The following is a 20,784-nucleotide window of genomic DNA, read 5'->3' as shown; positions in this document are numbered from 1 at the left end:
CGGTCAGTGAGTGTCCAGCCGCAAAGTGCTGGCATGCTTGAGCGGCATGTAGGTCAGCACCACGGTGGTGTCGGTCAGCTTGTCCAGCCGGTAGTGCGCATCGAGCATTTTGCCGGGCACGATGCGGCCGGGGACCGCGCAGCGGTTGCACAAGGTGTATTGGCGTCCGTTACCGCGCAGTACGACGATTTTTGCCTGGTTTTCGTAACGCCACTGCGCACTCACGCTGAAGGGCAGCGGTGGCGGCTTGGGCGGTGAGGTGTCGACCGGTATCGGCGGTGGCGCCGGGGTCCACGTCTGGGCCGGAAACAGGTCGACCGATGCCTCCTGCGCTGTAACGGCGGCGGGTGCGGGGGCTGGCGGTGTTTCTACGGGGCGCCTGACGACTGGCGTTGACGGGGCCTCGGGCAGCTGCGCCGAGTCCTGCCAGAACAACCAGCCGCAGCCGATCAACGTCAGCAACAGCAGCACGCGCAAATACACGGGCAACTTCATTTGACCACCCCCAGCAGGCTCACCTTGAGGTTGATGTCCAGCATGCCGCTGCTGATGTCCTGGCGTTCCAGGCTTATGCGCTCGATACGCACGGCCGGTTCTTGCACGACGGCGGCCAGTGCTTGGCGCAGCACGGTGTAGGGGCCGGTGAGGGGAATGTCCACCTCCAGGCGTTGTACGCCGGTGTCGCCAGGGGCGGAGTAGCCCAGGGTGGTCTGCTCAATCACAAAGCCGTGTTGGGTGAGCAGGCCAAGCACTGTTTCCAGGCGGGGCGCAAAGTCCTCGGCGCTGGGGAGCCGCTCGACGGTCGCCGGTTCGGTGATGTGCACGTCCTGCGGCTGCTCGGCAATGCCGGCCTGCAGCGCTTCACGGCGCAGACGGTCGTGGCGGCCCGACGGGGCAATCAGCGTCACTTCGATCACCACCACGGCCACCATCACGCCCAGCGCCAGCAGGCCCCAGAAGCCTAAACGCTGCTGCCATTGCATCAGCTGCCAGCGCAAGCGTGGCAGGTGGCGAGCAAGAGGGGGCAGGGTCATTGCTGCGCGCCCACGGTGAGTTTGACCTGCACCGGGTGCTGCGGGTCGTTGGCCTTGCGTGCGCTGTGTTGCAGGTTCACCTGGACGCCAGGTTGGGCATTGAGCCGTTCGGCAAAGCGAAAGGCATCGGCCAGGCGTTTGGCTTCCAGATCCAGGTGGATCAACTGGCTCTGGGTGTTGACCTCCACGCGGGTCAGGGCGATGTCCTTGGACCAGGCTTGGGCCACGGCGTCCATCAGTGCGAACGGCGTTTGTGATTGCCGCGAAAAAACCGCCAGTTGTTGTTTTTGCTGGGGCGACAAGCGAATGGCGGCCTGGATCAATTGCTCCTGGCGGCGGGTCAATTGGATGTAGTGCTGCTCCAGTTCGTCGGTCTGGCGTTGCTGTTGCTCCATGCCTTGCCAGTGTTGCCAGAGGCTGAACAACAGCGCCGCAGCCACCGCCCACAACACGGCAACCAGGGGCCGATGAGTTGGCGTGGCCTGCTGGAAATCGACGCCAGGCGCTTGGGGCGCGTGCAGTTGTTGCCAGCGGCGGGCGAGCCTGGATGTCATTGTGGCGACCCCTCCAGCCAGGGGTGTAGCGGCCCTAGCCGATTGTCCGCAGCAGTGTTGGTGACGACCCGCGTGACCCGAGCGTGACGCTCTACCAGCAGGTCGGCGGTAAACAGGTTGTCGTGCAAGCTGCTGCCGCGCGGGGTCGGTATGCCACACACCTGCTCGAGCACGCCGCATTGTCGGTAGAGGCAGCTCAGGCTGTCGGCTTCGGGCACCGCCAGTACGCAGTCGTCGGGCAATTGGTGCCAGTACCGCTGCGCCACTGCCGTCAGCAGCGGCGTGCAGCTCACCAGGCGCAAGCGGTGCAACGTGAACAGGCCACGCAGGTCTTGCAGCAGCTCCCGTGGCGTCGCCGCCGCCAGGCGCGACTGCCCGAACGGGCTGTCGGCGAGCTGTACTTGCCAGCGCTCGGTGTCGATGCCGGCCTGTTGGCTGAAGGTGGCCTCGGCGAATCCCTGCCAATCGGCCGCGCTGTACAGGCCGTTTTGCCAGGCCAGCATCAGGTAGTTCACATGCGGGAACCCCAGCAGCACCGTGGCCCGGTCGAGACGCCGCACTCGGCCCCGAGGTGCCTGTTCCAACAATGCGGCGCAGGCCTCCAATGGCTCGCCCGCGTGTTGTGCGCGCCACACCGGCGCACCCAGCCAGCGCGTGCGTGCGGCCCACTCGGCGCCGGCGCTGTGCAGCCACACCACATGCTCAATAAAGGGAAATGACACGGTGTATCTCCTTGAGAGTGGTGTCGCCCTGGGCCGCATGGGCCAGGGCGATATCGCGGATAAACACGTGGCCGGCCTCGCGCGCCAGTTCGCGCAGGGTGGACGCCGAACTGCGCTTGAGCAGGCCTTCCTTGATGCTGTCGGTCAGTGTCAGCACTTCGGCCAGGGCGAGTCGGCCGCGATAGCCAGTGTGACGGCAGGCTTCGCAGCCTTTGCCGACGCGGTAGCGGCCCTGTTTGAGCAGGGTGTCGGGCAGCTGGGCGAGGTGGACGATCTCGGCGTCGGGGGCGGCGTCCACACCGCAGTCCGGGCAGATGCGGCGCACCAGGCGTTGGGCGACCACGCCGTTGAGGGCTTCGACAAAGCTCGCCGGGTCCACGTCCATGTAGGTAAAGCGCTCCAGCACACTGAACGCGCTGTTGGCGTGCACCGACGACAGCACCAGGTGCCCGGTCAGCGCCGCCTGCACGGCGATGCCGGCTGTTTCGCCGTCGCGGATCTCGCCCACCAGGATTGTGTCCGGGTCGTGGCGCAGGATCGAGCGCAGGCCACGGGCGAAGGTCAGGCCCTTTTTGTCGTTTACCGGGATTTGCAGCACGCCGGGCAGTTCGTATTCCACCGGGTCTTCGATGGTGATGATCTTTTTCTCGCCGGTGTTGGTCTCCGACAAGGCGGCATACAACGTGGTGGATTTGCCGCTGCCGGTGGGGCCGGTCACCAGCAACATGCCGTAGGGTTCGCTGGCCAGTACGCGGATGCGCGCAATGGTCTCGGCCGCCAGCCCAAGGTTGGCGAGGCTCAGGGATTCGCCGCGCTGGGACTTGTCGAGGATGCGCAGCACCGCATCTTCACCGTGGATACTGGGCATGATCGACACCCGAAAATCCACCTCGCGGCCCTGGATTTTCATCTTGAAGCGCCCGTCCTGGGGCACGCGGCGCTCGCCGATATCCAGCTCCGACAGCACCTTGATCCGCGACAGCGCCTGCTCGGCCATGTCCAGGCCGCTGGCTTGACCCATTTGCTGCAAGACGCCGTCGATGCGGTATTTGATGACCAGGCCCTGGGGCGTGGTTTCGACATGGATATCACTGGCGCGGCTTTGCAGCGCATCGAACAGCATGGAGTTGACCAGGCGTACCACGGGGTTGTCGTCGCGGGCGATGCTGCTCAGGGAAATTTCCTGGGCTGCCTGGCTGACATGGGCACTGTCATCGTCGTCGCCAAACGGCTGCATAAGCCGTTGGCTGGCTTCGGCGAGGGTCAGCTGGGCCTTGACCGCGCCGGGCAGGCTCATCGCCAGGGGCAGTTGGCGCAACGCTTTGGACGACTGCAACCAGTGCCGGCTGGCCAGGGTGAACGGGTTGCCCAGTACCAGGCAGGGTTGGCCGTGGTTATCCACAGGCAGCACGTTATGGATCAGCGCCAACGGCAATGCCAGCAGGTCGAAGCGCCAGTGTTCAGAGAGGTCGTGCGGTGCGATGGCGAGCAGGCCCAAGGGCTGGGCGATGGTGTGCAACTGGTCGGGTGCCTTATCCAATACGTCCAGCAGGTAATTGGCCAAGGTCATGCCCCGTTGTGTCGCCAGCGCTTGCCATTGCTGTGTCTGGTCGCTCATCGCGCTACCCCTGGATGGAACCTGCCAGTTCGAAAATCGGCATGTACAGCATGAACACAATCAAGCCGATCAAGCCGCCCACCACCAGCATCAACAGCGGCTCGAACACCTTGCTGAACAGCTCGATGGCCCGCTCCAGTGCTTCATCGTGAAACTGCGCAATGCGCTCGCACATGGCGGCCAGCTCGCCGCTTTGCTCACCCACCCGCAACAAGCGCTCGGCGACGGCAGTGGTCAGTTGATGGCGGGCGAGGGCGGTGGACAACGGCTGGCCGGCCTGGATATCGGTCATGGCCTGGCGCAGGAGGCCTTGACGCTCTTCGGGCAGCAGCGCACCGGACAATTGCACCGCCGTGACCACCGGCATGCCGCCCATCAGCAACATGCCGGTGGTGCGGTAAAACCGCGCGAGGATAAACAGCGTGCGTTGGGCGCCCAGGCTGGGGATTTTCCAGAACAGCTGGGCGGCGCGCCGCTTGAAGGCAGCGCTGCGCAACAACAGCGCCAAGGCGACGATCACCAGTACCAGGCCGAGCAGCAACGCCAGGCCGTGTGCATCCACCAGCGCACCCCACCACACCATGAACCGTGCGGTGGCCGGCAGGTCATTGACCGCGTCGAACACCGAGGCGAAGCGCGGTACCACGAAGAACAGCAAAAACAGCAGGATCAACGCGCCCACGCTGAGCACCACCAAGGGGTACATCAGGGCGCCGCTGACGCGCTTTTTCACGGTTTCCAGGTGGGCTTCAAAATGGTGGTAGCGGCGCAGGGCCACGGCCAGTTGGCCGCTGTGTTCGGAGGACGCCACGGTGGCGATCAACAGCGCAGGAAAGGTCTGGGGCGTGAGCTGCATCGCCTTGGACAGCGAGTTACCTTCGTACATCGACGCGAGCAAGTCGCTCATGACGTGCCGGTTGATGCCGGCGGGCGCCTTGTCGCGCAGGGTTTCCACCGCTTCCACCAGCACCAGGCCGGCGTCCAGCAGCACCACCAGTTCCTGGATAAACAGGCCCAGGGCGAACTGACTGCGCCGGCCGGGCAGTTTGAGTGAGCGACGGGCTTTCAGCGAGACAACGTGGACGCCCTCGGCCTGCAATTGCTGGCGCGCCTGGGCAAGGTCGAGGGCTTGCAGTTGCAGGGTTTGCATATGGCCGTCGCGGATGATGCGAGCGTCAATGTCGATCATGGCATTTGCCTCGCCCGTTGCTGGCGCTGTTGCAGCAACTCGCCGTAGTAACGCCACACCGCCAGGGCATAGCGCGAGCGCCGCCCTTGCCGGTCCGCCTTGGCGCCTGCGTTGTAGGCACCCACCGCTTGCCAGCTGTAACCCTGTTCGCGGATAAACCCGGCGAGGATCCACGCGCCGACCATCACGCTGGTACAGGGCTGGGTTATCAGGTGATGTTCGGTGATGCCCCACTGTGCGAGTGCGGGCAAGTGGCGGCTGTTGATCTGCATCAGACCGATGTCCTGGCTGCCATCACGGTTGACGTTGCGCGCGAGCGGGTTGAGGCCGGACTCCACTTTGGCGATGGCGTACAGCAGCAGCGGGTCGACGTGGTAACGGCTGGCCGCCAACTGCCAGCAATTGGCCTGGGCCACACCCGCTAGGCACAGCCAGGCCAAGGCCACTCGCAGCGTGCACATGACGGCTTACAGCCCGTACACGATGTCGGCGTAGGTGTTCACACCGCCCGCCTTGCCATCGCGACCCAGGGAGATGACCTCGGCATCGTTGGGCGCTGTGCCGGGGTTCTTGAACAGATAAGGGTTGCCCCAAGGATCGGGTGGTAACGCTTTTAAATAGGGGCCGTGCCAATTGCCTGCATTGGCCGGGCGCTCGGTGAGCGCACCCAGGCCGAGGGTTTCCTCAGGATAGTTGCCGTTATCCAGGCGGTACTGGTGCAAGGCATCCGCGAGGGACTTCATCTGGCCCTGGGCGGTCTGCACCTTGGCCAGCTCCAGGCGGTCGAACATCTTCGGACCGACATAGCCGGCGAGCAGGGCGATGATCAGCAGGACAACCAGAAGCTCCAGCAAGGTGAAGCCGTGTTGGGGGCTGTGGATAAGTGAGCGTGCGCGCATGGGGATACCCTGTTGGGAGTGCCAAGGTACGGCGGTTGTGTGTCACTCTCCCGGCCCGTTGTTTGACGGGCACCGCCGGTAGAACTGCGTTGGAACATGTACAGATCAACTCCATGTTCAACTGTAGCGTTGCTCGATATAAGGCGCCGTAAGGCGCCCTATAACGTTTGGCGCTTACGCTTATCCATTAACTGAATATGCGTGTGTGGTGCGATGATTTATTCCATCGCTTCCCAGGCTTCTTTCCACGCCCAGCCCGTACCCGGCGCATATGCCCGCGCGGCCCCTGCACACCAAGCGGTGTAAGGGTGGGGCTTGCACTTATAGTTTGCGCCCGCGTTGGTCACGATATCGCCGGCCTTATAAGGCGTGCCTTCTTTGTAAGCCGGGTAGTCCCCGCCGCCGCTTCCTGGCGTAACGGTGAGGCGGACAACGGCCTGATCGACTGCGTTGTTTTGCTGGTCGCGAACGAGCAGCTGTACTTTGAATTCAGTCGGCTCGGTGACGTTGTAGGCCTTACCGCTGACGGTTACTTCGTTGTAGGGAAGAGTCATCCCTGGGACGGTCCATAGATAGAGCAAGGGGCCTTTACTTCCTGTCGATCCGGCTCCGCTGAAGCTAAAGGCTTGTCCCGACTTCAACGTCGTCGGGCCTGTGATCCGTGCCACCGGTTTTGGGTCCTCACCTGCAATGATCGACATGGCCTGGGTGTAACCCTTGTTGGTGACATAGGTCGAGTTGATCAGCGGATTGGCCTGGTTGAACGTGATCGTCTGGCCTTCCAACTCGCCAATTTTGGCGATGGAGGGGTCGACTTTATCGGCTATTTCTTTCCCCCACTGGCCAACCGCCTCGTTGGCCGCAGTGATTTTATGAAAGATGTTGACCAGTTCCGTTCTCGCCGGGTCGACACCAAAGATCCGGAAATGCACGGTGTCCCCACGCTTGACGGTTTGCATATCGGCCGTGATGAACGAGCCGATATTGTGAGGTTCTTCAGGCACGCCGCCGCCTTGGTAACTCACATCTGAGCACGAGATGAAGAACTCGCCATTGGGGTCATTGCGTACCCAAATGCCGACAATCAGCCCATTACCCGCAACGCCACTGGGGATCGTTCTTACGATATCAAAGAACCCCGAGGCCCCTGGAAGCCTGGGCGGTGTCTGCCAATTTGTTTTAACAACTTCAAACTTCTGTTCGCTACCCAGTTGGATCAAGTCGCTCCATTTCAATATGTCCGTCGCGGTATTGAAACCGGGCCTACTGGTGAAGGCATAGAACTTGCTCGGCACATGCGGTGCGGTGCCGATAAGTCGCATCGTCAATGATTGCCCAGGAATAACATCCGTCTTCGTCCAATAGGGTGTTGGTTGATCCAAGCTGGCCTTTTTGGGGTCATTTGCGGAGCAGATCTGACCATCCTTGATAATGCTCTTGATCTGATCCAACGACGGATTATTAATCTCCGGAATGTGTGCAACCTCATTCCATTGTTGCGCGGCAAATACTTTCGCGGCCGAGCCAGTAAATATCTTTGCTGACTCTCGGCAGCCTTTGTCGACGATCGAGGAACCATCCTCTGATTGCCAGTAACCTCCGGTCGCCTGGCAGTTCACGGCGCGTGATGCGGGGAAGTCCAGCGCGCCATGTGCCCAACTTAAGGCCGGTGCCAGCAACGCGGCCGCCACGGTCCATTTGAGAAGCCTCTTCGTGTACTTATTCATGCTCTAGTCCACCTTCAATTCAGATAAACAAGTTCCGAACTGCTGGAACGATCAGTGTGTGGTTGTGCGCTTGCATCAATGTGTCAGCTGATCTCCCATGGGAGCGACGCGGGTTGCAGGGTTACTCTGCCCAGTGCCATGCAGAAACACCCACCCTTGATAACTGCCTTGCCCTGTAAAACTGTGATTGATGACGGCAAAGTTGCCTTGCTTGAAGGGCGTGCCGGCGGCGGTGCTGAACACGCCCATGATGGTGTCGCCCGGCCCGCTGACTACGCCCCAGTCGGCGGCGCCGGTCAGTGGGTCGGTGTAGACCCGGCGCAGGTAGCGCATGACGGTCGGCTGCCTGCGGTCGAGCACCAAGTCGTCGAGGGACTTGGGAAAGGTATTGCCCGCGGCGTAATACAGCCCGATCGCCCGGCGAATTTCGTTGCCCCGCGCCAGCAACTCCAGCTCGCGCTCGCGCTGCAACACGCTGGACCACAGGGTGCCCACTTCCATCAGCATCACGGCGACCACGGCCACCGTTACCAACATGCCCATGAACACCGAGCCGTGTTGCGGGTGTTTACCAGTCGGCATAGGCGCTCCCATCGTGGGCGGTGCCCGGTGCACCGCTGCGCACGTCGCCCAGGCCTTGCTCGTCCGACGGTTGCAGGTGCCAGGTGTCGCGCTTGCCGGTCAGTGGGTCCACGGGGATTTCGCGCAGGTAGCGGCGCTCCACCAAGGCGTCCAGGGAGTCCGGGTTGGCGCCGTGGTCTTCGCGGTATTGATCCAGGGCCTGGCGGATGGAGGACAGGTTGTGACGCAGCACGGTTTCCTGGGCCTTGGCGTGCTGGCGAAAGTACTGGGGCGTGACCAGGGTCATCAAGGTGGCGATGATGGCCATGACCACCAACAGTTCGATCAGGGTAAACCCCTGTTCACCACTGGCTGTATGACGTTCCATTCAAACTCTCCCGGGTGCTACGGGACGAAACGTCGAATACATCGTCTCCCTCTTGCGGGTTATCGGCAGTGCTCTTGTAGCTGCGCAGTTGCCAGGTGTCTGCGGGCGCACGGTCGGGGCATTCGCACACAGGATCGCGGGGAATGCGGCGCAGGAAGAAGAGTTTTTTGCCTTGCAGATCGGTCTTGTCCGTGACCCCCTCGACCAAGGTTTGCAAGGAGGGCGGGTAGCCGCTGTCGCTGAGGCTTTTTTCAATACGACCGTCGTCGGTGGCGGCTTTGTAAGCATCAATCGCACGGCGGATTTCCCGCAACGAACGTTGCAGGTCGAGTTCTCGATCGCGTTTGCCCATCAACGCCGTCAGCGGATAAGCCACTGTCGAAAGCGTGGCCAACAAGGCCAGCGTCAGTAGTAATTCAATCAGCGTAAAACCTTTGGCGCAGTGATGGCTGGAATGACCCTGCCACATCACTGATCTATCTCCCTCTGTCGCGCCAAGGACTTCTGCACTTACCCAGGCCATTGGATATCACTGCAAGCAAGAGTGTAGATGAACTTTAAATGTGGGTGATTTTTGTACGGTTGGCGGACAAACGGTCGGTTACCCACAATCGCTGTGCACGGGGCTGTGGATAAGGTGTTTGTGGTTGTCCACAGGCCCCGTCAAACCACGCCTGTAGCCTGCTGTATGAAAAACGACCAGCCTAAGTGACGGTTTTTACGGGCAATTGTGTGTGGATAAGGCGAACCCCCGTGTTCGACTTGCCCCCAAAGTCTGTTGGCGCTTCTGTGGATAAGATGTTCGCTACCCTCTGCAACCCACGAAATACGTGGGGTTGGCAGTATTGGTCAAAAATCATCCAAAAGCGCGTTTTGCCGAGTAAAAAGCGCTGTAAGCCGGTATTTATGCTGGGTTGAGGTGGTTTTCCACAGCACATGCAAAGTTGCCCCCAAACTCTGTTGGCGGTTCTGTGGATAAGGTGTTTGCGTACCGCTGGAGGCCACGGTTTATATGGTTTGCATGGAGTTGGTTATAAAATGATCAGTCGCGGGTTAAAACCGTAGACTTGAATAAGTCACGGATTTTCTTCAGTTAATTTCGGCCGGGCAACGCACTTGCCCACAATTGCTGTGGGTGGCTCTGTGGATAAGTTGTTGGGCGAAGGCTAAGAGGCAGGCTGTGAGAGGTCTCCAGCAGACTTGATTGAATTTTGATCAGCGGAGAGGGGCTTAGATATCGTCTTAACCCTCGCCGGCAAGTGCACGTTGCGTGCCGTAGCCGCTGTCGAGCCCCGGCGAGGCAGCGTCAGCGGTGTGTCAGGCAGACCGCAAACGCAGCCTCGCCGGGGCTCGGCAGCGGCTACGCACTATGAGTGGCCTCAATTACTCGTGCACGGCCACACCTTTGAGATACGGGGCTGGCGCGGCCCCCAGGTTGCTCAACAGGCGTTCGCTGTACCAGTCTACGAAATTCACCACGCCGAACTCATAAGTCTTGGAGTACGGGCCGGGCTGGTAAGCGGTGGAGTTGATGCCGCGCTGGTTCTCTTCGGCCAGGCGACGGTCTTGGTCGTTGGTGGCGTCCCACACTTGGCGCATGCGCTCCACGTCGTAGTCCACGCCTTCAACGGCGTCCTTGTGCACGATCCACTTGGTGGTGACCATGGTTTCCTGGGCACTGATCGGCCACACGGTGAACACGATGATGTGGTCGCCCATGCAGTGGTTCCACGAGTGCGGCAGGTGCAGGATGCGCATCGAGCCCAGGTCCGGGTTCTTGATGCGGCCCATCAGCTTGGCGCAGCCTTGCTTGCCGTCCAGCGTCATCGACACCGTGCCCTTGAGCAGCGGCATGCGCACGATGCGGTTACGCAGGCCGAAGCTGGCGTGGGCGTAAGGGATCTTCTCGGCGTCCCAGGCGGCTGCGGAGGCGGCTACGTGGTCCTTGAACGCCTGGTCGGCGCGTGGGTCGGTGACGTCGTCCCATTCCAGCAGGGTTTTCAACAGTTCGGGGTGCGACGCGTTGCAGTGGTAGCACTCGCGGTTGTTTTCCAGCACCAGTTTCCAGTTGGCCTTCTCGAACAAGGTGGTCTGGATCGCCACCTTGGTGTTCTCCATGTCGTACGGTTCCATGTAATGGTTCAGCGTCGACAGGAAGTCATCGATGGCCGGCGGGTTTTCGGCCAGGCTGATGAAGATGTAGCCACCGGCGGTCTTCACGTTCACAGGCTTGAGGCCGTACTGCTTCATGTCGAAGTCGGCGCCCATCTCGGTGCCGGCAAACAGCAGGCGGCCGTCCAGTTCGTAGGTCCACTGGTGGTAGTGGCACACGAGTTTGGCGACCTTGCCCTTGTCACTGGTGCACAGGCGCGAACCCCGGTGGCGGCAGACGTTGTGGAACGCATGCACCACGCCTTCGGCGCCACGGATCACGATGATCGGGTTCTTGCCGATTTGCAGGGTCAGGTAGTTGCCCTTGGCGGGAATTTCGCAGGTCATGCCGGCGATCAACCACTCTTTCTGGAAGATCTCCTGCATATCGATATCAAACAGCCGCTCATCAGAGTAGAACGGCTGCGGCAGCGAAAACGTGCGCTCGCGCTCTTGCAGCATTTGCGCGGTGGCCTTGCGTGCGGGTTCCAGCGGATCGCCCAAGCTTAAGGTTGCGGTGACGTCCATCGTGTGTGTCCTCATGGCCATTCTGTGTGGCCGAGATAAGTGGCTAATCAGGTTTGCAGCAAGGCGTAAAGAAAGCGTCTTTGTTGGGAGCGAGTGTGGGGCCGGCGTTGCGACGATCCTTATCCATGGGCGACATGGCCCAATCTGATCCCGACGCGCAACCCCCTGTCGTTGGGGGCTGGTCGCGATAAGTATGTGAATGTCGCAGATAGGTAAATGGGTGGTTCTCGCCTTACGCAGAATCGCCACCATAAAGCCGAACATCGGCCGTGGAGAACCAGCATGTCCAACAGTTTCCTGAATCCAGTCACTACCCAGACCTGGGCCAATGGTCGGCACATCGTCCGTTGCGTCAAAGTCATCCAGGAAACCTGGGACGTGCGCACCTTTTGCTTCATGGCCGACCAGCCGATCCTGTTCTTTTTCAAGCCGGGGCAGTTTGTCACCCTGGAGCTGGAAATCGACGGCCAGCCGATCATGCGTTCGTACACCATTTCGAGTTCGCCGTCGGTACCGTACAGCTTCTCGGTGACCATCAAGCGTGTGCCGGGTGGCAAGGTGTCCAACTGGCTGCACGACACCCTGCACGAGGGCCAGGAACTGGCGGTACACGGGCCGGTCGGGCTGTTCAACGCCATCGACTTCCCAAGCCCTAAAGTTCTGTACCTGAGCGGCGGCGTGGGCATTACCCCGGTGATGTCTATGGCGCGTTGGTTCTACGACACCAACGCCAATGTCGACATGACGTTTATCCACAGCGCCCGCTCGCCCAAAGACATCATCTACCACCGCGAGCTGGAGCACATGGCGTCGCGGATCGACAACTTCAGCCTGCACCTGATCTGCGAGAAGCATGGCCTGGGCGAGCCGTGGGCTGGGTATCGCGGTTACTTGAACCACAAGATGCTCGAACTGATGGTGCCCGACTTCCTGGAGCGCGAAGTGTTCTGCTGCGGCCCGACGCCCTACATGAATGCGGTGAAACGCCTGTTGGAAGTCGCCGGTTTCGACATGGCGCGCTATCACGAGGAGTCCTTCGGCGCCACGCCGCCGGAAGCCCGTGCGGATGCGGTGGAGCAAGCCGAACAAGCGGCGGATGCGCCGGAAGTCGATTTGGCGGACCTGCACCAGGTGGAGTTCATTGCCTCGGGCAAGAGCATCCGCGTGGCGCCGGGCGAAACCGTGCATGCGGCGGCGGCCAAGCTTGGGCTGCTGATTCCGAAAGCCTGCGGCATGGGGATTTGCGGGACGTGCAAGGTGATGAAGCTGGGCGGCGAGGTGGAGATGGAGCACAACGGCGGCATCACCGAGGAAGACGAAGCCGAAGGCTACATCCTGTCGTGCTGCAGCGTGCCGAAGGGTGATGTGCGTATCGAGTTCTAACAGCGAGGACCGCCCAATGTGGGAGGGGGCTTGCCCCCTCCCACATTTGTTTTATGTACATCAGTCAGTAATTTTCAGGCACCCATGACCTCGCGTATGTCTGCCGCCAATTCCCGCACACGCTCTTCCTCGGTATCCCACGCACACATGAAGCGCGCGCCGCCTTTGCCGATGAAGGTGTAGAAGCGCCAGCCCTTGGCCGTCAGCGCGGCAATGGCCGGTTCCGAGAGTTGCAGGAACACGCCATTGGCCTGCACCGGGAACATCAAATGCACCCCAGGAATATCCGCCACCAGGCTGCTCAGCAGTTGCGCGCATTGGTTGGCGTGGCGTGCGTGTTTGAGCCAGGCATCGTTTTCCAGCAGGCCCACCCACGGGGCGGACAGGAAGCGCATTTTCGACGCCAGTTGGCCGGCCTGTTTGCAGCGGTAGTCGAAGTCTTCGGCCAGTTTGTGGTTGAAAAACAGGATCGCTTCACCCACCGCCATGCCGTTCTTGGTGCCGCCAAAACACAGCACGTCCACACCGGCCTTCCAGGTCAGGTCTGCCGGCGAGCAGCCGAGGAACGCACAGGCGTTGGAGAAGCGTGCGCCGTCCATATGCAGGTTCAGGCCCAGCTCTTTGCAGGTGGCGCTGATGGCGCGAATTTCTTGCGGGGTGTACACGCTGCCGACTTCGGTGGCCTGGGTCAGGGTCACGACGCGTGGCTTGGGGTAGTGGATGTCCTGGCGCTTGAGGGCGATCTCGCGGATCGATTCCGGGGTCAGCTTGCCGTTTTCGGTGCGGGCTACAAGCAGCTTGGAGCCGTTGGAGAAAAATTCCGGCGCGCCACATTCGTCGGTTTCGACGTGGGCGGTTTCCGAGCAAATCACGCTATGGTAGCTCTGGCACAAGGACGACAGCGCCAGCGAGTTGGCGGCGGTGCCGTTGAAGGCGAAGAACACTTCACAGTCGGTTTCGAACAGGTTGCGGAAACCGTCGGCGGCGCGGTGGGTCCATTCATCATCGCCATAGGCGCGTTGATGGCCTTGGTTGGCTTGTTCCATGGCGGCCCAGGCTTCCGGGCAGATGCCAGAATAGTTGTCGCTGGCGAATTGTTGGCTCTTGTCAGTCATGGCCCATTCCTGTGGTCGATGTTGGTGCGCACTGTAACCAAGATCGTCGGGGGTGCGCACGCTCTGTAAACGCAAAGTCACTGGGGAATTATGCACGGTACTGGAATGATGCCTGTCGGACGCGTCCGTGATGGCGCTTTGGATCTGCTCAAGTGGCTGGCGCTGCTGAGTATGGTGCTCGATCACTTGCGCTATGTCGGCTTGAGCCTGGACGGTCTGTACATACCGGGGCGCCTGGCGTTCCCGTGGTTTTGCCTGGCGATTGCGGCGAACCTGCATCGGGTCAGAACGGCACCGGTGACGGGCCATTGGCGTTACCTGGGCTGGCTGCTGTTGTTCAGTGTGATCAGCGAAGTGCCGTATCGGCTGTTTATCGAGGATGCGGATACGTTGAATGTGTTGCCGACCCTGGCACTGGGTTTGCTGGTTGCCAGAGGATGGCAGCAGAAGGCGTTGGTTGGCCGAGGTTTAGCGCTGATTGCCCTGGTAACGGGTGCCGTATTTTCGGCACAGCTGATGTTCGGATTTTTCGGTGTATTGCTGCCGCTGGCGATGCTGCTGGTGTTCAAGCGGCCTTGGTATTTCAGTGTGTTGCCGGGGTTGGTCTGCGTGGCCGCCAACCAATGGCAGATCCTGCTCAATAGCGGCACGCCGGTCGCGCTACTGGGATTGGCCGCATGCCTGATTGCGCCATTGGCGGGATTGGTCTTATTACGACACGTCCATAACATCTCGCCGCCAGCCATGCGCCGCTGGGCGTATGCCCTTTATCCGCTGCATTTTTTGCTGTTACTACTTGTCCGTCAGATCAACGCTTAACCCCTGTGGGAGGGGGCTTGCCCCCGATAGCGGTGTGTCAGCCACAGCATGTGCAAGCTGATCCACTGTCATCGGGGGCAGGCCCCCTCCCACATTTATTCCGTGTTGTTCCGGCAATGTCGTAAACGCACCTTTGCGTGGCGTGCGTAGGCATTTGATCTGCCAGCGCCAGCCCTACCATCGCATCAAAGGGCCCTGCACGGGCCTCAACAATACGAAAGGCTGGGAGAGACGCGATGTTCAGCAAGAAAGACCAGATCCAGGGTTATGACGATGCACTGTTGGCGGCGATGAATGCCGAGGAGCAGCGTCAGGAAGATCATATCGAGCTGATCGCGTCAGAGAACTACACCAGCAAGCGTGTGATGGAAGCGCAAGGCAGCGGCCTCACCAACAAATACGCCGAAGGCTACCCAGGCAAGCGCTACTACGGTGGCTGCGAGCACGTGGACAAGGTTGAAGCGCTGGCCATCGAACGCGCCAAGCAACTGTTCGGCGCCGATTACGCCAACGTGCAGCCGCATTCCGGTTCGTCCGCCAACAGCGCTGTGTACCTGGCGCTGATCAATGCTGGCGACACCATCCTGGGCATGAGCCTGGCCCACGGCGGTCACTTGACCCACGGCGCCAAAGTGTCGTCCTCGGGCAAGCTGTACAACGCGGTGCAGTACGGCATCAACACCGACACGGGCCTGATCGACTACGACGAAGTCGAGCGCCTGGCTGTCGAGTGCCAGCCGAAAATGATCGTGGCCGGTTTCTCCGCCTACTCCAAGACCCTGGATTTCCCGCGCTTTCGTGCCATTGCCGACAAAGTCGGCGCGCTGCTGTTCGTCGACATGGCCCACGTGGCCGGCCTGGTCGCCGCTGGCCTGTACCCGAACCCGCTGCCGTACGCCGACGTGGTCACCACCACCACCCACAAGACCCTGCGCGGTCCACGTGGCGGCTTGATCCTGGCCAAGGCCAACGAAGCCATCGAGAAGAAACTCAACGCCGCCGTATTCCCTGGCGCCCAGGGCGGCCCGCTGATGCACGTCATCGCCGGCAAGGCCGTGTGCTTCAAGGAAGCCGCTGAGCCTGGCTTCAAGGCCTACCAGCAACAAGTGATCGACAACGCCCAGGCGATGGCCGGCGTGTTTATCCAGCGCGGCTACGATGTCGTGTCCGGCGGCACCGATAACCACCTGTTCCTGGTCAGCCTGATCCGTCAGGGCCTGACCGGCAAAGAGGCAGACGCCGCCCTGGGTCGCGCACACATCACCGTCAACAAGAACGCCGTGCCCAATGACCCGCAGTCGCCGTTCGTGACCTCGGGCCTGCGCATCGGCACCCCGGCGGTGACCACGCGTGGTTTCAAAGTGGCGCAGTGTGTCGAGTTGGCTGGCTGGATCTGCGACATCCTCGACAACCTCGGCGACGCCGATGTCGAGGCCAACGTGGCCAAGCACGTGTCTGCCCTGTGCGCTGATTTCCCGGTTTATCGCTGAGCGCGGTTTTGGAGTAATGACTATGCAACGCTACTCGGGCTTCGGCCTCTTCAAGCACTCCCTCAGCCATCACGAAAACTGGCAGAAGATGTGGCGCACGCCGACCCCGAAAAAGGTCTACGACGTGGTCATCGTCGGCGGCGGCGGGCATGGTCTGGCGACCGCTTATTACCTGGCCAAAGAACACGGCATCACCAACGTGGCCGTGGTCGAGAAAGGCTGGCTGGGCGGCGGTAACACCGCGCGCAACACCACCATCGTGCGGTCCAACTACCTGTGGGACGAGTCGGCGCACCTGTACGAACACGCGATGAAACTGTGGGAAGGCCTGTCCCAGGACCTGAACTACAACGTGATGTTCTCCCAGCGTGGCGTGTACAACCTGTGCCACACCCTGCAGGACATCCGTGATTCCGAGCGCCGCGTCAGCGCCAACCGCCTCAACGGCGTGGACGGCGAGCTGCTCAATGCCAAGCAAGTGGCCGACGAGATTCCGTACCTCGATTGCTCCAAGAACACCCGCTACCCGGTCCTCGGCGCCACCGTGCAACGGCGCGGCGGCGTGGCCCGTCACGATGCCGTGGCCTGGGGCTTTGCCCGTGCTGCCGACGCACTGGGCGTGGACCTGATCCAGCAGACCGAAGTGATCGGTTTTCGCAAGGAAAACGGCGTGTGCATCGGCGTGGAAACCAACAAGGGCTTTATCGGCGCCAAGCGCGTCGGTGTAGTCACGGCGGGTAACTCCGGCCATATGGCTTCGCTGGCGGGCTTCCGCCTGCCCATCGAATCCCACCCGCTGCAAGCGTTGGTGTCGGAGCCGATCAAGCCGATCATCGACAGCGTGATCATGTCCAACGCCGTGCACGGTTACATCAGCCAGTCCGACAAGGGCGACCTGGTGATCGGCGCGGGTATCGACGGCTACAACGGCTACGGCCAGCGTGGTTCGTACCCGGTGATCGAACACACCATCCAGGCCATCGTCGAGATGTTCCCGGTGCTGTCCCGCGTGCGCATGAACCGTCAGTGGGGCGGCATCGTCGACACCACGCCGGACGCGTGCCCGATCATCTCCAAGACCCCGGTGCCGAACATGTTCTTCAACTGCGGTTGGGGCACCGGTGGCTTCAAGGCCACGCCAGGCTCAGGCAACGTATTTGCCGCAAGCCTCGCCAAGGGTGAAATGCACCCGTTGGCCGCCCCTTTCTCCATCGACCGTTTCCACAACGGTGCGTTGATCGACGAACACGGCGCTGCGGCTGTCGCCCACTAACAGGAGAAATTTCCTATGTTGCATATCTTCTGTCCTCACTGTGGCGAACTGCGCTCCGAAGAGGAATTCCACGCGTCCGGCCAAGCGCACATCCCGCGCCCGCTGGACCCGAATACCTGCACCGACGAGCAGTGGGGCGACTACATGTTCTTTCGCGACAACCCACGTGGGCTGCACCACGAACTGTGGATCCATGCCGCCGGTTGCCGTCAGTACTTCAACGCCACCCGCGACACCGTCACCTACGAAATTCTTGAAACCTACAAGATCGGCGAGAAGCCGCAATTCACCGCCAAGGCCGCTGGAGAGAAGGTATGAGCCAGATCAATCGCCTGTCCAACGGTGGCCGGATCGACCGTAACAAAGTCCTGACCTTCAGCTTCAACGGCCAGAGCTACAAAGGCTTTGAAGGCGACACCCTGGCCGCCGCCCTGCTGGCCAACGGCGTCGACATCATCGGCCGCAGCTTCAAATACTCGCGCCCTCGCGGCATCTTTGCTGCAGGCGCCGAAGAGCCGAACGCGGTGCTGCAGATCGGCGCCACCGAAGCCACCCAGATCCCCAACGTGCGCGCCACGCAACAAGCGCTGTACCAAGGGTTGGTCGCCACCAGCACCAACGGCTGGCCGAACGTCAACACCGACGTAATGGGCATTCTCGGCAAGGTCGGCGGCAAGCTGATGCCGCCGGGTTTCTACTACAAAACCTTCATGTACCCGCAATCGTTCTGGATGACGTACGAGAAGTACATCCGTAAGGCCGCAGGTCTTGGCCGCTCGCCGACCGAGAACGATCCGGACACCTACGACAACTTCAACCGTCACTGCGACGTGCTGATCGTGGGCGCCGGCCCTGCTGGCCTGGCCGCTGCATTGGCGGCTGCGCGCAGCGGTGCCCGTGTGATCATCGCCGACGAGCAGGAAGAGTTCGGCGGGTCCTTGCTTGATTCCCGCGAAAGCCTCGACGGCAAACCGGCCGCCGAATGGGTTGCCAGCGTCATCGCCGAATTGAAAGCCCTGCCGGACGTGGTGCTGCTGCCCCGCGCCACCGTCAACGGCTACCACGACCATAACTTTCTGACCATTCACGAGCGCCTCACCGATCACCTGGGTGACCGTGCGCCGATCGGCGTGGTGCGTCAGCGTATCCACCGCGTACGCGCCAAGCGCGTGGTGCTGGCCACTGGTGCGTGCGAACGTCCGTTGGTGTACGGCAACAACGACGTGCCGGGCAACATGCTGGCCGGCGCAGTTTCCACCTACGTGCGCCGTTATGGCGTGGCACCGGGCAAGAAGCTGGTGCTGTCGACCAACAACGACCATGCCTACCGCGTTGCCCTGGACTGGCTCGACGCCGGTCTGCAAGTGATCGCCGTGGCCGATGTGCGCCACAACCCACGCGGCGCGCTGGTGGAAGAAGCCCGTGCCAAAGGCATCCGTATCCTCACCGGCAGCGCCGTGGTCGAAGCCCGTGGCACCAAGCGCGTGACCGCTGCGCGTATCGCCGCGATTGACGTCACAGCGCATAAAGTCAGCAGCCCCGGCGAATGGCTGGACTGCGACCTGGTGGCCAGCTCCGGCGGCTACAGCCCGGTGGTCCACTTGGCCTCGCACCTGGGCGGCAAGCCGACCTGGCGTGAAGACATCCTCGGTTTTGTACCGGGCGAAGCCCCACAGAAACGTGTGTGCGTCGGTGGCATCAATGGCGTCTACGGCCTCGGCGACTCCCTGGCCGACGGTTTTGAAGGCGGCGTACGCGCCGCCAGCGAAGCCGGTTTTGCCCCGGTGGAAGGCACGTTGCCAAAAGCCTTGAGCCGTCTTGAAGAGCCGACCCTGGCGATCTACCAGGTGCCGCACGACAAGCCGACCGCCCGGGCGCCGAAGCAATTCGTCGACCTGCAAAACGACGTCACTGCTGCCGCCATCGAACTCGCCACCCGCGAAGGTTTCGAGTCGGTCGAGCACGTCAAACGCTATACCGCGCTGGGCTTTGGCACCGACCAGGGCAAGCTGGGTAACGTCAACGGCCTGGCCATTGCCGCCCGCTCCCTGAACGTAACCATCCCGCAGATGGGCACCACCATGTTCCGTCCCAACTACACGCCGGTGACTTTCGGCGCGGTCGCGGGCCGGCACTGTGGGCACATCTTCGAACCGGTGCGCTACACCGCGCTGCAAGCCTGGCACGTGAAGAACGGCGCCGAGTTTGAAGACGTCGGCCAGTGGAAACGCCCGTGGTACTTCCCGCGCAACGGTGAAGACCTGCACGCTGCGGTCAAACGCGAATGCCTGGCCGTGCGCGACAGCGTCGGCCTGCTGGATGCGTCCACCCTCGGCAAGATCGACATTCAAGGCCCGGATGCCCGCGAGTTCCTCAACCGCATCTACAGCAACGCCTGGACCAAGCTCGACGTGGGCAAGGCGCGCTACGGCCTGATGTGCAAGGAAGACGGCATGGTCTTCGATGACGGCGTGACCGCCTGCATCGCCGACAACCACTTCCTGATGACCACCACCACCGGCGGTGCGGCTCGCGTGTTGCAGTGGCTGGAAATCTACCAACAGACCGAATGGCCGGACCTCAAGGTGTACTTCACCTCGGTCACCGACCACTGGGCGACCATGACCCTGTCCGGCCCCAACAGCCGCAAGCTGCTGGCGGAAGTGACCGACATCGACCTGGACAAGGACGGCTTCCCGTTCATGACCTGGAAAGAAGGCTTGGTCGGCGGCGTACCGGCGCGAGTGTTCCGTATCTCGTTTACCGGTGAGCTGTCGTACGAAGTCAACGTGCAGGCCGACTACGCCATGGGCGTGCTGGAAAAAATCGTCGAGGCCGGCAAAAAGTACAACCTGACCCCGTACGGCACCGAGACCATGCACGTCCTGCGGGCCGAGAAGGGCTTCATCATCGTCGGCCAAGACACCGACGGTTCGATGACCCCGGACGACCTGAACATGGGTTGGTGCGTTGGCCGCACCAAACCGTTCTCGTGGATCGGCTGGCGCGGCATGAACCGTGAAGACTGCGTGCGTGAAGAGCGCAAGCAATTGGTGGGCTTGAAGCCAATCGATCCAAACGTGTGGCTGCCGGAAGGCGCGCAGTTGGTGTTCGATCCGAAGCAGTCGATCCCGATGAAGATGGTCGGTCACGTGACCTCAAGTTATGCGCACAACTCCCTGGGTTATTCGTTTGCCATGGGCGTGGTGAAGGGCGGCTTGAAGCGCATTGGCGAGCGGGTGTTCTCACCGCAGGCGGATGGCAGCGTGATTGAGGCGCAGATTGTGTCTTCGGTGTTCTTTGACCCGAAAGGCGATCGCCAGAACATCTGAT

20 protein-coding genes are annotated in these 20,784 nt (G+C 61.6%); 6 read left to right on the top strand and 14 right to left on the bottom strand.

The features are described from left to right. Positions 1-3: 3 nt before the first annotated feature. The 13 genes from PspS35_RS27525 to gbcA form a co-directional block, all read right to left on the bottom strand. On the bottom strand, positions 4-495 hold the full coding sequence (locus PspS35_RS27525; RefSeq protein ID WP_159937566.1) for a hypothetical protein: 492 nt from the start codon (positions 493-495) through the stop codon (positions 4-6). Further along, positions 492-1,034: a hypothetical protein gene (locus PspS35_RS27520; RefSeq protein WP_238785944.1), complete on the bottom strand. Its 543-nt coding sequence runs from the start codon at positions 1,032-1,034 to the stop codon at positions 492-494. Before PspS35_RS27520 ends, PspS35_RS27525 begins: the two co-directional genes overlap by 4 nt. After that, positions 1,031-1,588 (bottom strand): hypothetical protein, encoded by a 558-nt coding sequence (locus PspS35_RS27515; protein WP_159937565.1) that lies wholly within the window; start codon positions 1,586-1,588, stop codon positions 1,031-1,033. Before PspS35_RS27515 ends, PspS35_RS27520 begins: the two co-directional genes overlap by 4 nt. Continuing rightward, positions 1,585-2,310, bottom strand: coding sequence for a hypothetical protein (locus tag PspS35_RS27510; RefSeq protein ID WP_159937564.1), 726 nt, complete (start codon positions 2,308-2,310; stop codon positions 1,585-1,587). Before PspS35_RS27510 ends, PspS35_RS27515 begins: the two co-directional genes overlap by 4 nt. Next, positions 2,291-3,928, bottom strand: a complete 1,638-nt coding sequence (locus tag PspS35_RS27505; protein WP_159937563.1) for a GspE/PulE family protein — start codon at positions 3,926-3,928, stop codon at positions 2,291-2,293. Before PspS35_RS27505 ends, PspS35_RS27510 begins: the two co-directional genes overlap by 20 nt. Before the next feature lie 4 nt (positions 3,929-3,932). After that, positions 3,933-5,117: a type II secretion system F family protein gene (locus tag PspS35_RS27500; RefSeq protein ID WP_159937562.1), complete on the bottom strand. Its 1,185-nt coding sequence runs from the start codon at positions 5,115-5,117 to the stop codon at positions 3,933-3,935. Further along, positions 5,114-5,578: a transglycosylase SLT domain-containing protein gene (locus tag PspS35_RS27495; protein ID WP_159937561.1), complete on the bottom strand. Its 465-nt coding sequence runs from the start codon at positions 5,576-5,578 to the stop codon at positions 5,114-5,116. The genes PspS35_RS27500 and PspS35_RS27495 overlap by 4 nt, the downstream gene beginning before the upstream one ends. A 6-nt stretch (positions 5,579-5,584) precedes the next feature. Continuing rightward, a complete protein-coding gene (gspG, locus tag PspS35_RS27490) occupies positions 5,585-6,016 on the bottom strand; it encodes a type II secretion system major pseudopilin GspG (RefSeq protein ID WP_159937560.1) in 432 nt (143 codons plus the stop codon). Between the two features lie 218 nt (positions 6,017-6,234). Then, a complete protein-coding gene (locus PspS35_RS27485) occupies positions 6,235-7,743 on the bottom strand; it encodes a lytic polysaccharide monooxygenase (RefSeq protein WP_159937559.1) in 1,509 nt (502 codons plus the stop codon). Positions 7,744-7,818: 75 nt separating this feature from the next. After that, positions 7,819-8,325 carry a type II secretion system protein gene (locus PspS35_RS27480; RefSeq protein ID WP_174244845.1) on the bottom strand — a complete coding sequence of 169 codons (507 nt, stop codon included), beginning with the start codon at positions 8,323-8,325 and terminating at the stop codon, positions 7,819-7,821. Beyond that, positions 8,312-8,692, bottom strand: coding sequence for a prepilin-type N-terminal cleavage/methylation domain-containing protein (locus tag PspS35_RS27475; protein ID WP_159937558.1), 381 nt, complete (start codon positions 8,690-8,692; stop codon positions 8,312-8,314). The genes PspS35_RS27480 and PspS35_RS27475 overlap by 14 nt, the downstream gene beginning before the upstream one ends. Beyond that, on the bottom strand, positions 8,667-9,161 hold the full coding sequence (locus tag PspS35_RS27470; RefSeq protein ID WP_159938122.1) for a type II secretion system protein: 495 nt from the start codon (positions 9,159-9,161) through the stop codon (positions 8,667-8,669). The genes PspS35_RS27475 and PspS35_RS27470 overlap by 26 nt, the downstream gene beginning before the upstream one ends. A gap of 914 nt (positions 9,162-10,075) precedes the next feature. Further along, positions 10,076-11,371, bottom strand: a complete 1,296-nt coding sequence (gene gbcA / locus PspS35_RS27465) for a glycine-betaine demethylase subunit GbcA (protein ID WP_159937557.1) — start codon at positions 11,369-11,371, stop codon at positions 10,076-10,078. 282 nt (positions 11,372-11,653) lie between these two features. Between gbcA and gbcB the strand changes: the two genes are divergently transcribed. Continuing rightward, positions 11,654-12,754 (top strand): glycine-betaine demethylase subunit GbcB, encoded by a 1,101-nt coding sequence (gbcB, locus tag PspS35_RS27460; RefSeq protein WP_159937556.1) that lies wholly within the window; start codon positions 11,654-11,656, stop codon positions 12,752-12,754. A 74-nt stretch (positions 12,755-12,828) separates the two neighbouring features. Here the strand turns inward: gbcB and PspS35_RS27455 are convergent, their stop codons facing one another. Further along, on the bottom strand, positions 12,829-13,869 hold the full coding sequence (locus PspS35_RS27455) for a low specificity L-threonine aldolase (RefSeq protein WP_159937555.1): 1,041 nt from the start codon (positions 13,867-13,869) through the stop codon (positions 12,829-12,831). 90 nt (positions 13,870-13,959) lie between these two features. Between PspS35_RS27455 and PspS35_RS27450 the strand changes: the two genes are divergently transcribed. The 5 genes from PspS35_RS27450 to PspS35_RS27430 all read left to right on the top strand — a co-directional run bounded on the left by PspS35_RS27450 (position 13,960) and on the right by PspS35_RS27430 (position 20,783). Then, positions 13,960-14,688, top strand: a complete 729-nt coding sequence (locus tag PspS35_RS27450; protein ID WP_159937554.1) for a TraX family protein — start codon at positions 13,960-13,962, stop codon at positions 14,686-14,688. A 236-nt stretch (positions 14,689-14,924) separates the two neighbouring features. Then, positions 14,925-16,178: a serine hydroxymethyltransferase gene (gene glyA / locus PspS35_RS27445; RefSeq protein WP_159937553.1), complete on the top strand. Its 1,254-nt coding sequence runs from the start codon at positions 14,925-14,927 to the stop codon at positions 16,176-16,178. A 22-nt stretch (positions 16,179-16,200) separates the two neighbouring features. Next, positions 16,201-17,451 carry a sarcosine oxidase subunit beta gene (locus PspS35_RS27440; RefSeq protein ID WP_010207084.1) on the top strand — a complete coding sequence of 417 codons (1,251 nt, stop codon included), beginning with the start codon at positions 16,201-16,203 and terminating at the stop codon, positions 17,449-17,451. Between the two features lie 15 nt (positions 17,452-17,466). Next, on the top strand, positions 17,467-17,769 hold the full coding sequence (locus PspS35_RS27435; protein WP_159937552.1) for a sarcosine oxidase subunit delta: 303 nt from the start codon (positions 17,467-17,469) through the stop codon (positions 17,767-17,769). Further along, the gene (locus PspS35_RS27430; RefSeq protein WP_159937551.1) at positions 17,766-20,783 is read left to right on the top strand and encodes a sarcosine oxidase subunit alpha; all 3,018 of its coding nucleotides are present in this window, start codon (positions 17,766-17,768) and stop codon (positions 20,781-20,783) included. The genes PspS35_RS27435 and PspS35_RS27430 overlap by 4 nt, the downstream gene beginning before the upstream one ends. The last annotated feature ends 1 nt before the right edge of the window (position 20,784 follow it).

Source organism: Pseudomonas sp. S35, assembly GCF_009866765.1.
Lineage (GTDB): Bacteria > Pseudomonadota > Gammaproteobacteria > Pseudomonadales > Pseudomonadaceae > Aquipseudomonas.
The sequence above is the reverse complement of the archived record's forward strand: the minus strand, read 5'-3'. Positions and strand labels throughout refer to the sequence as shown.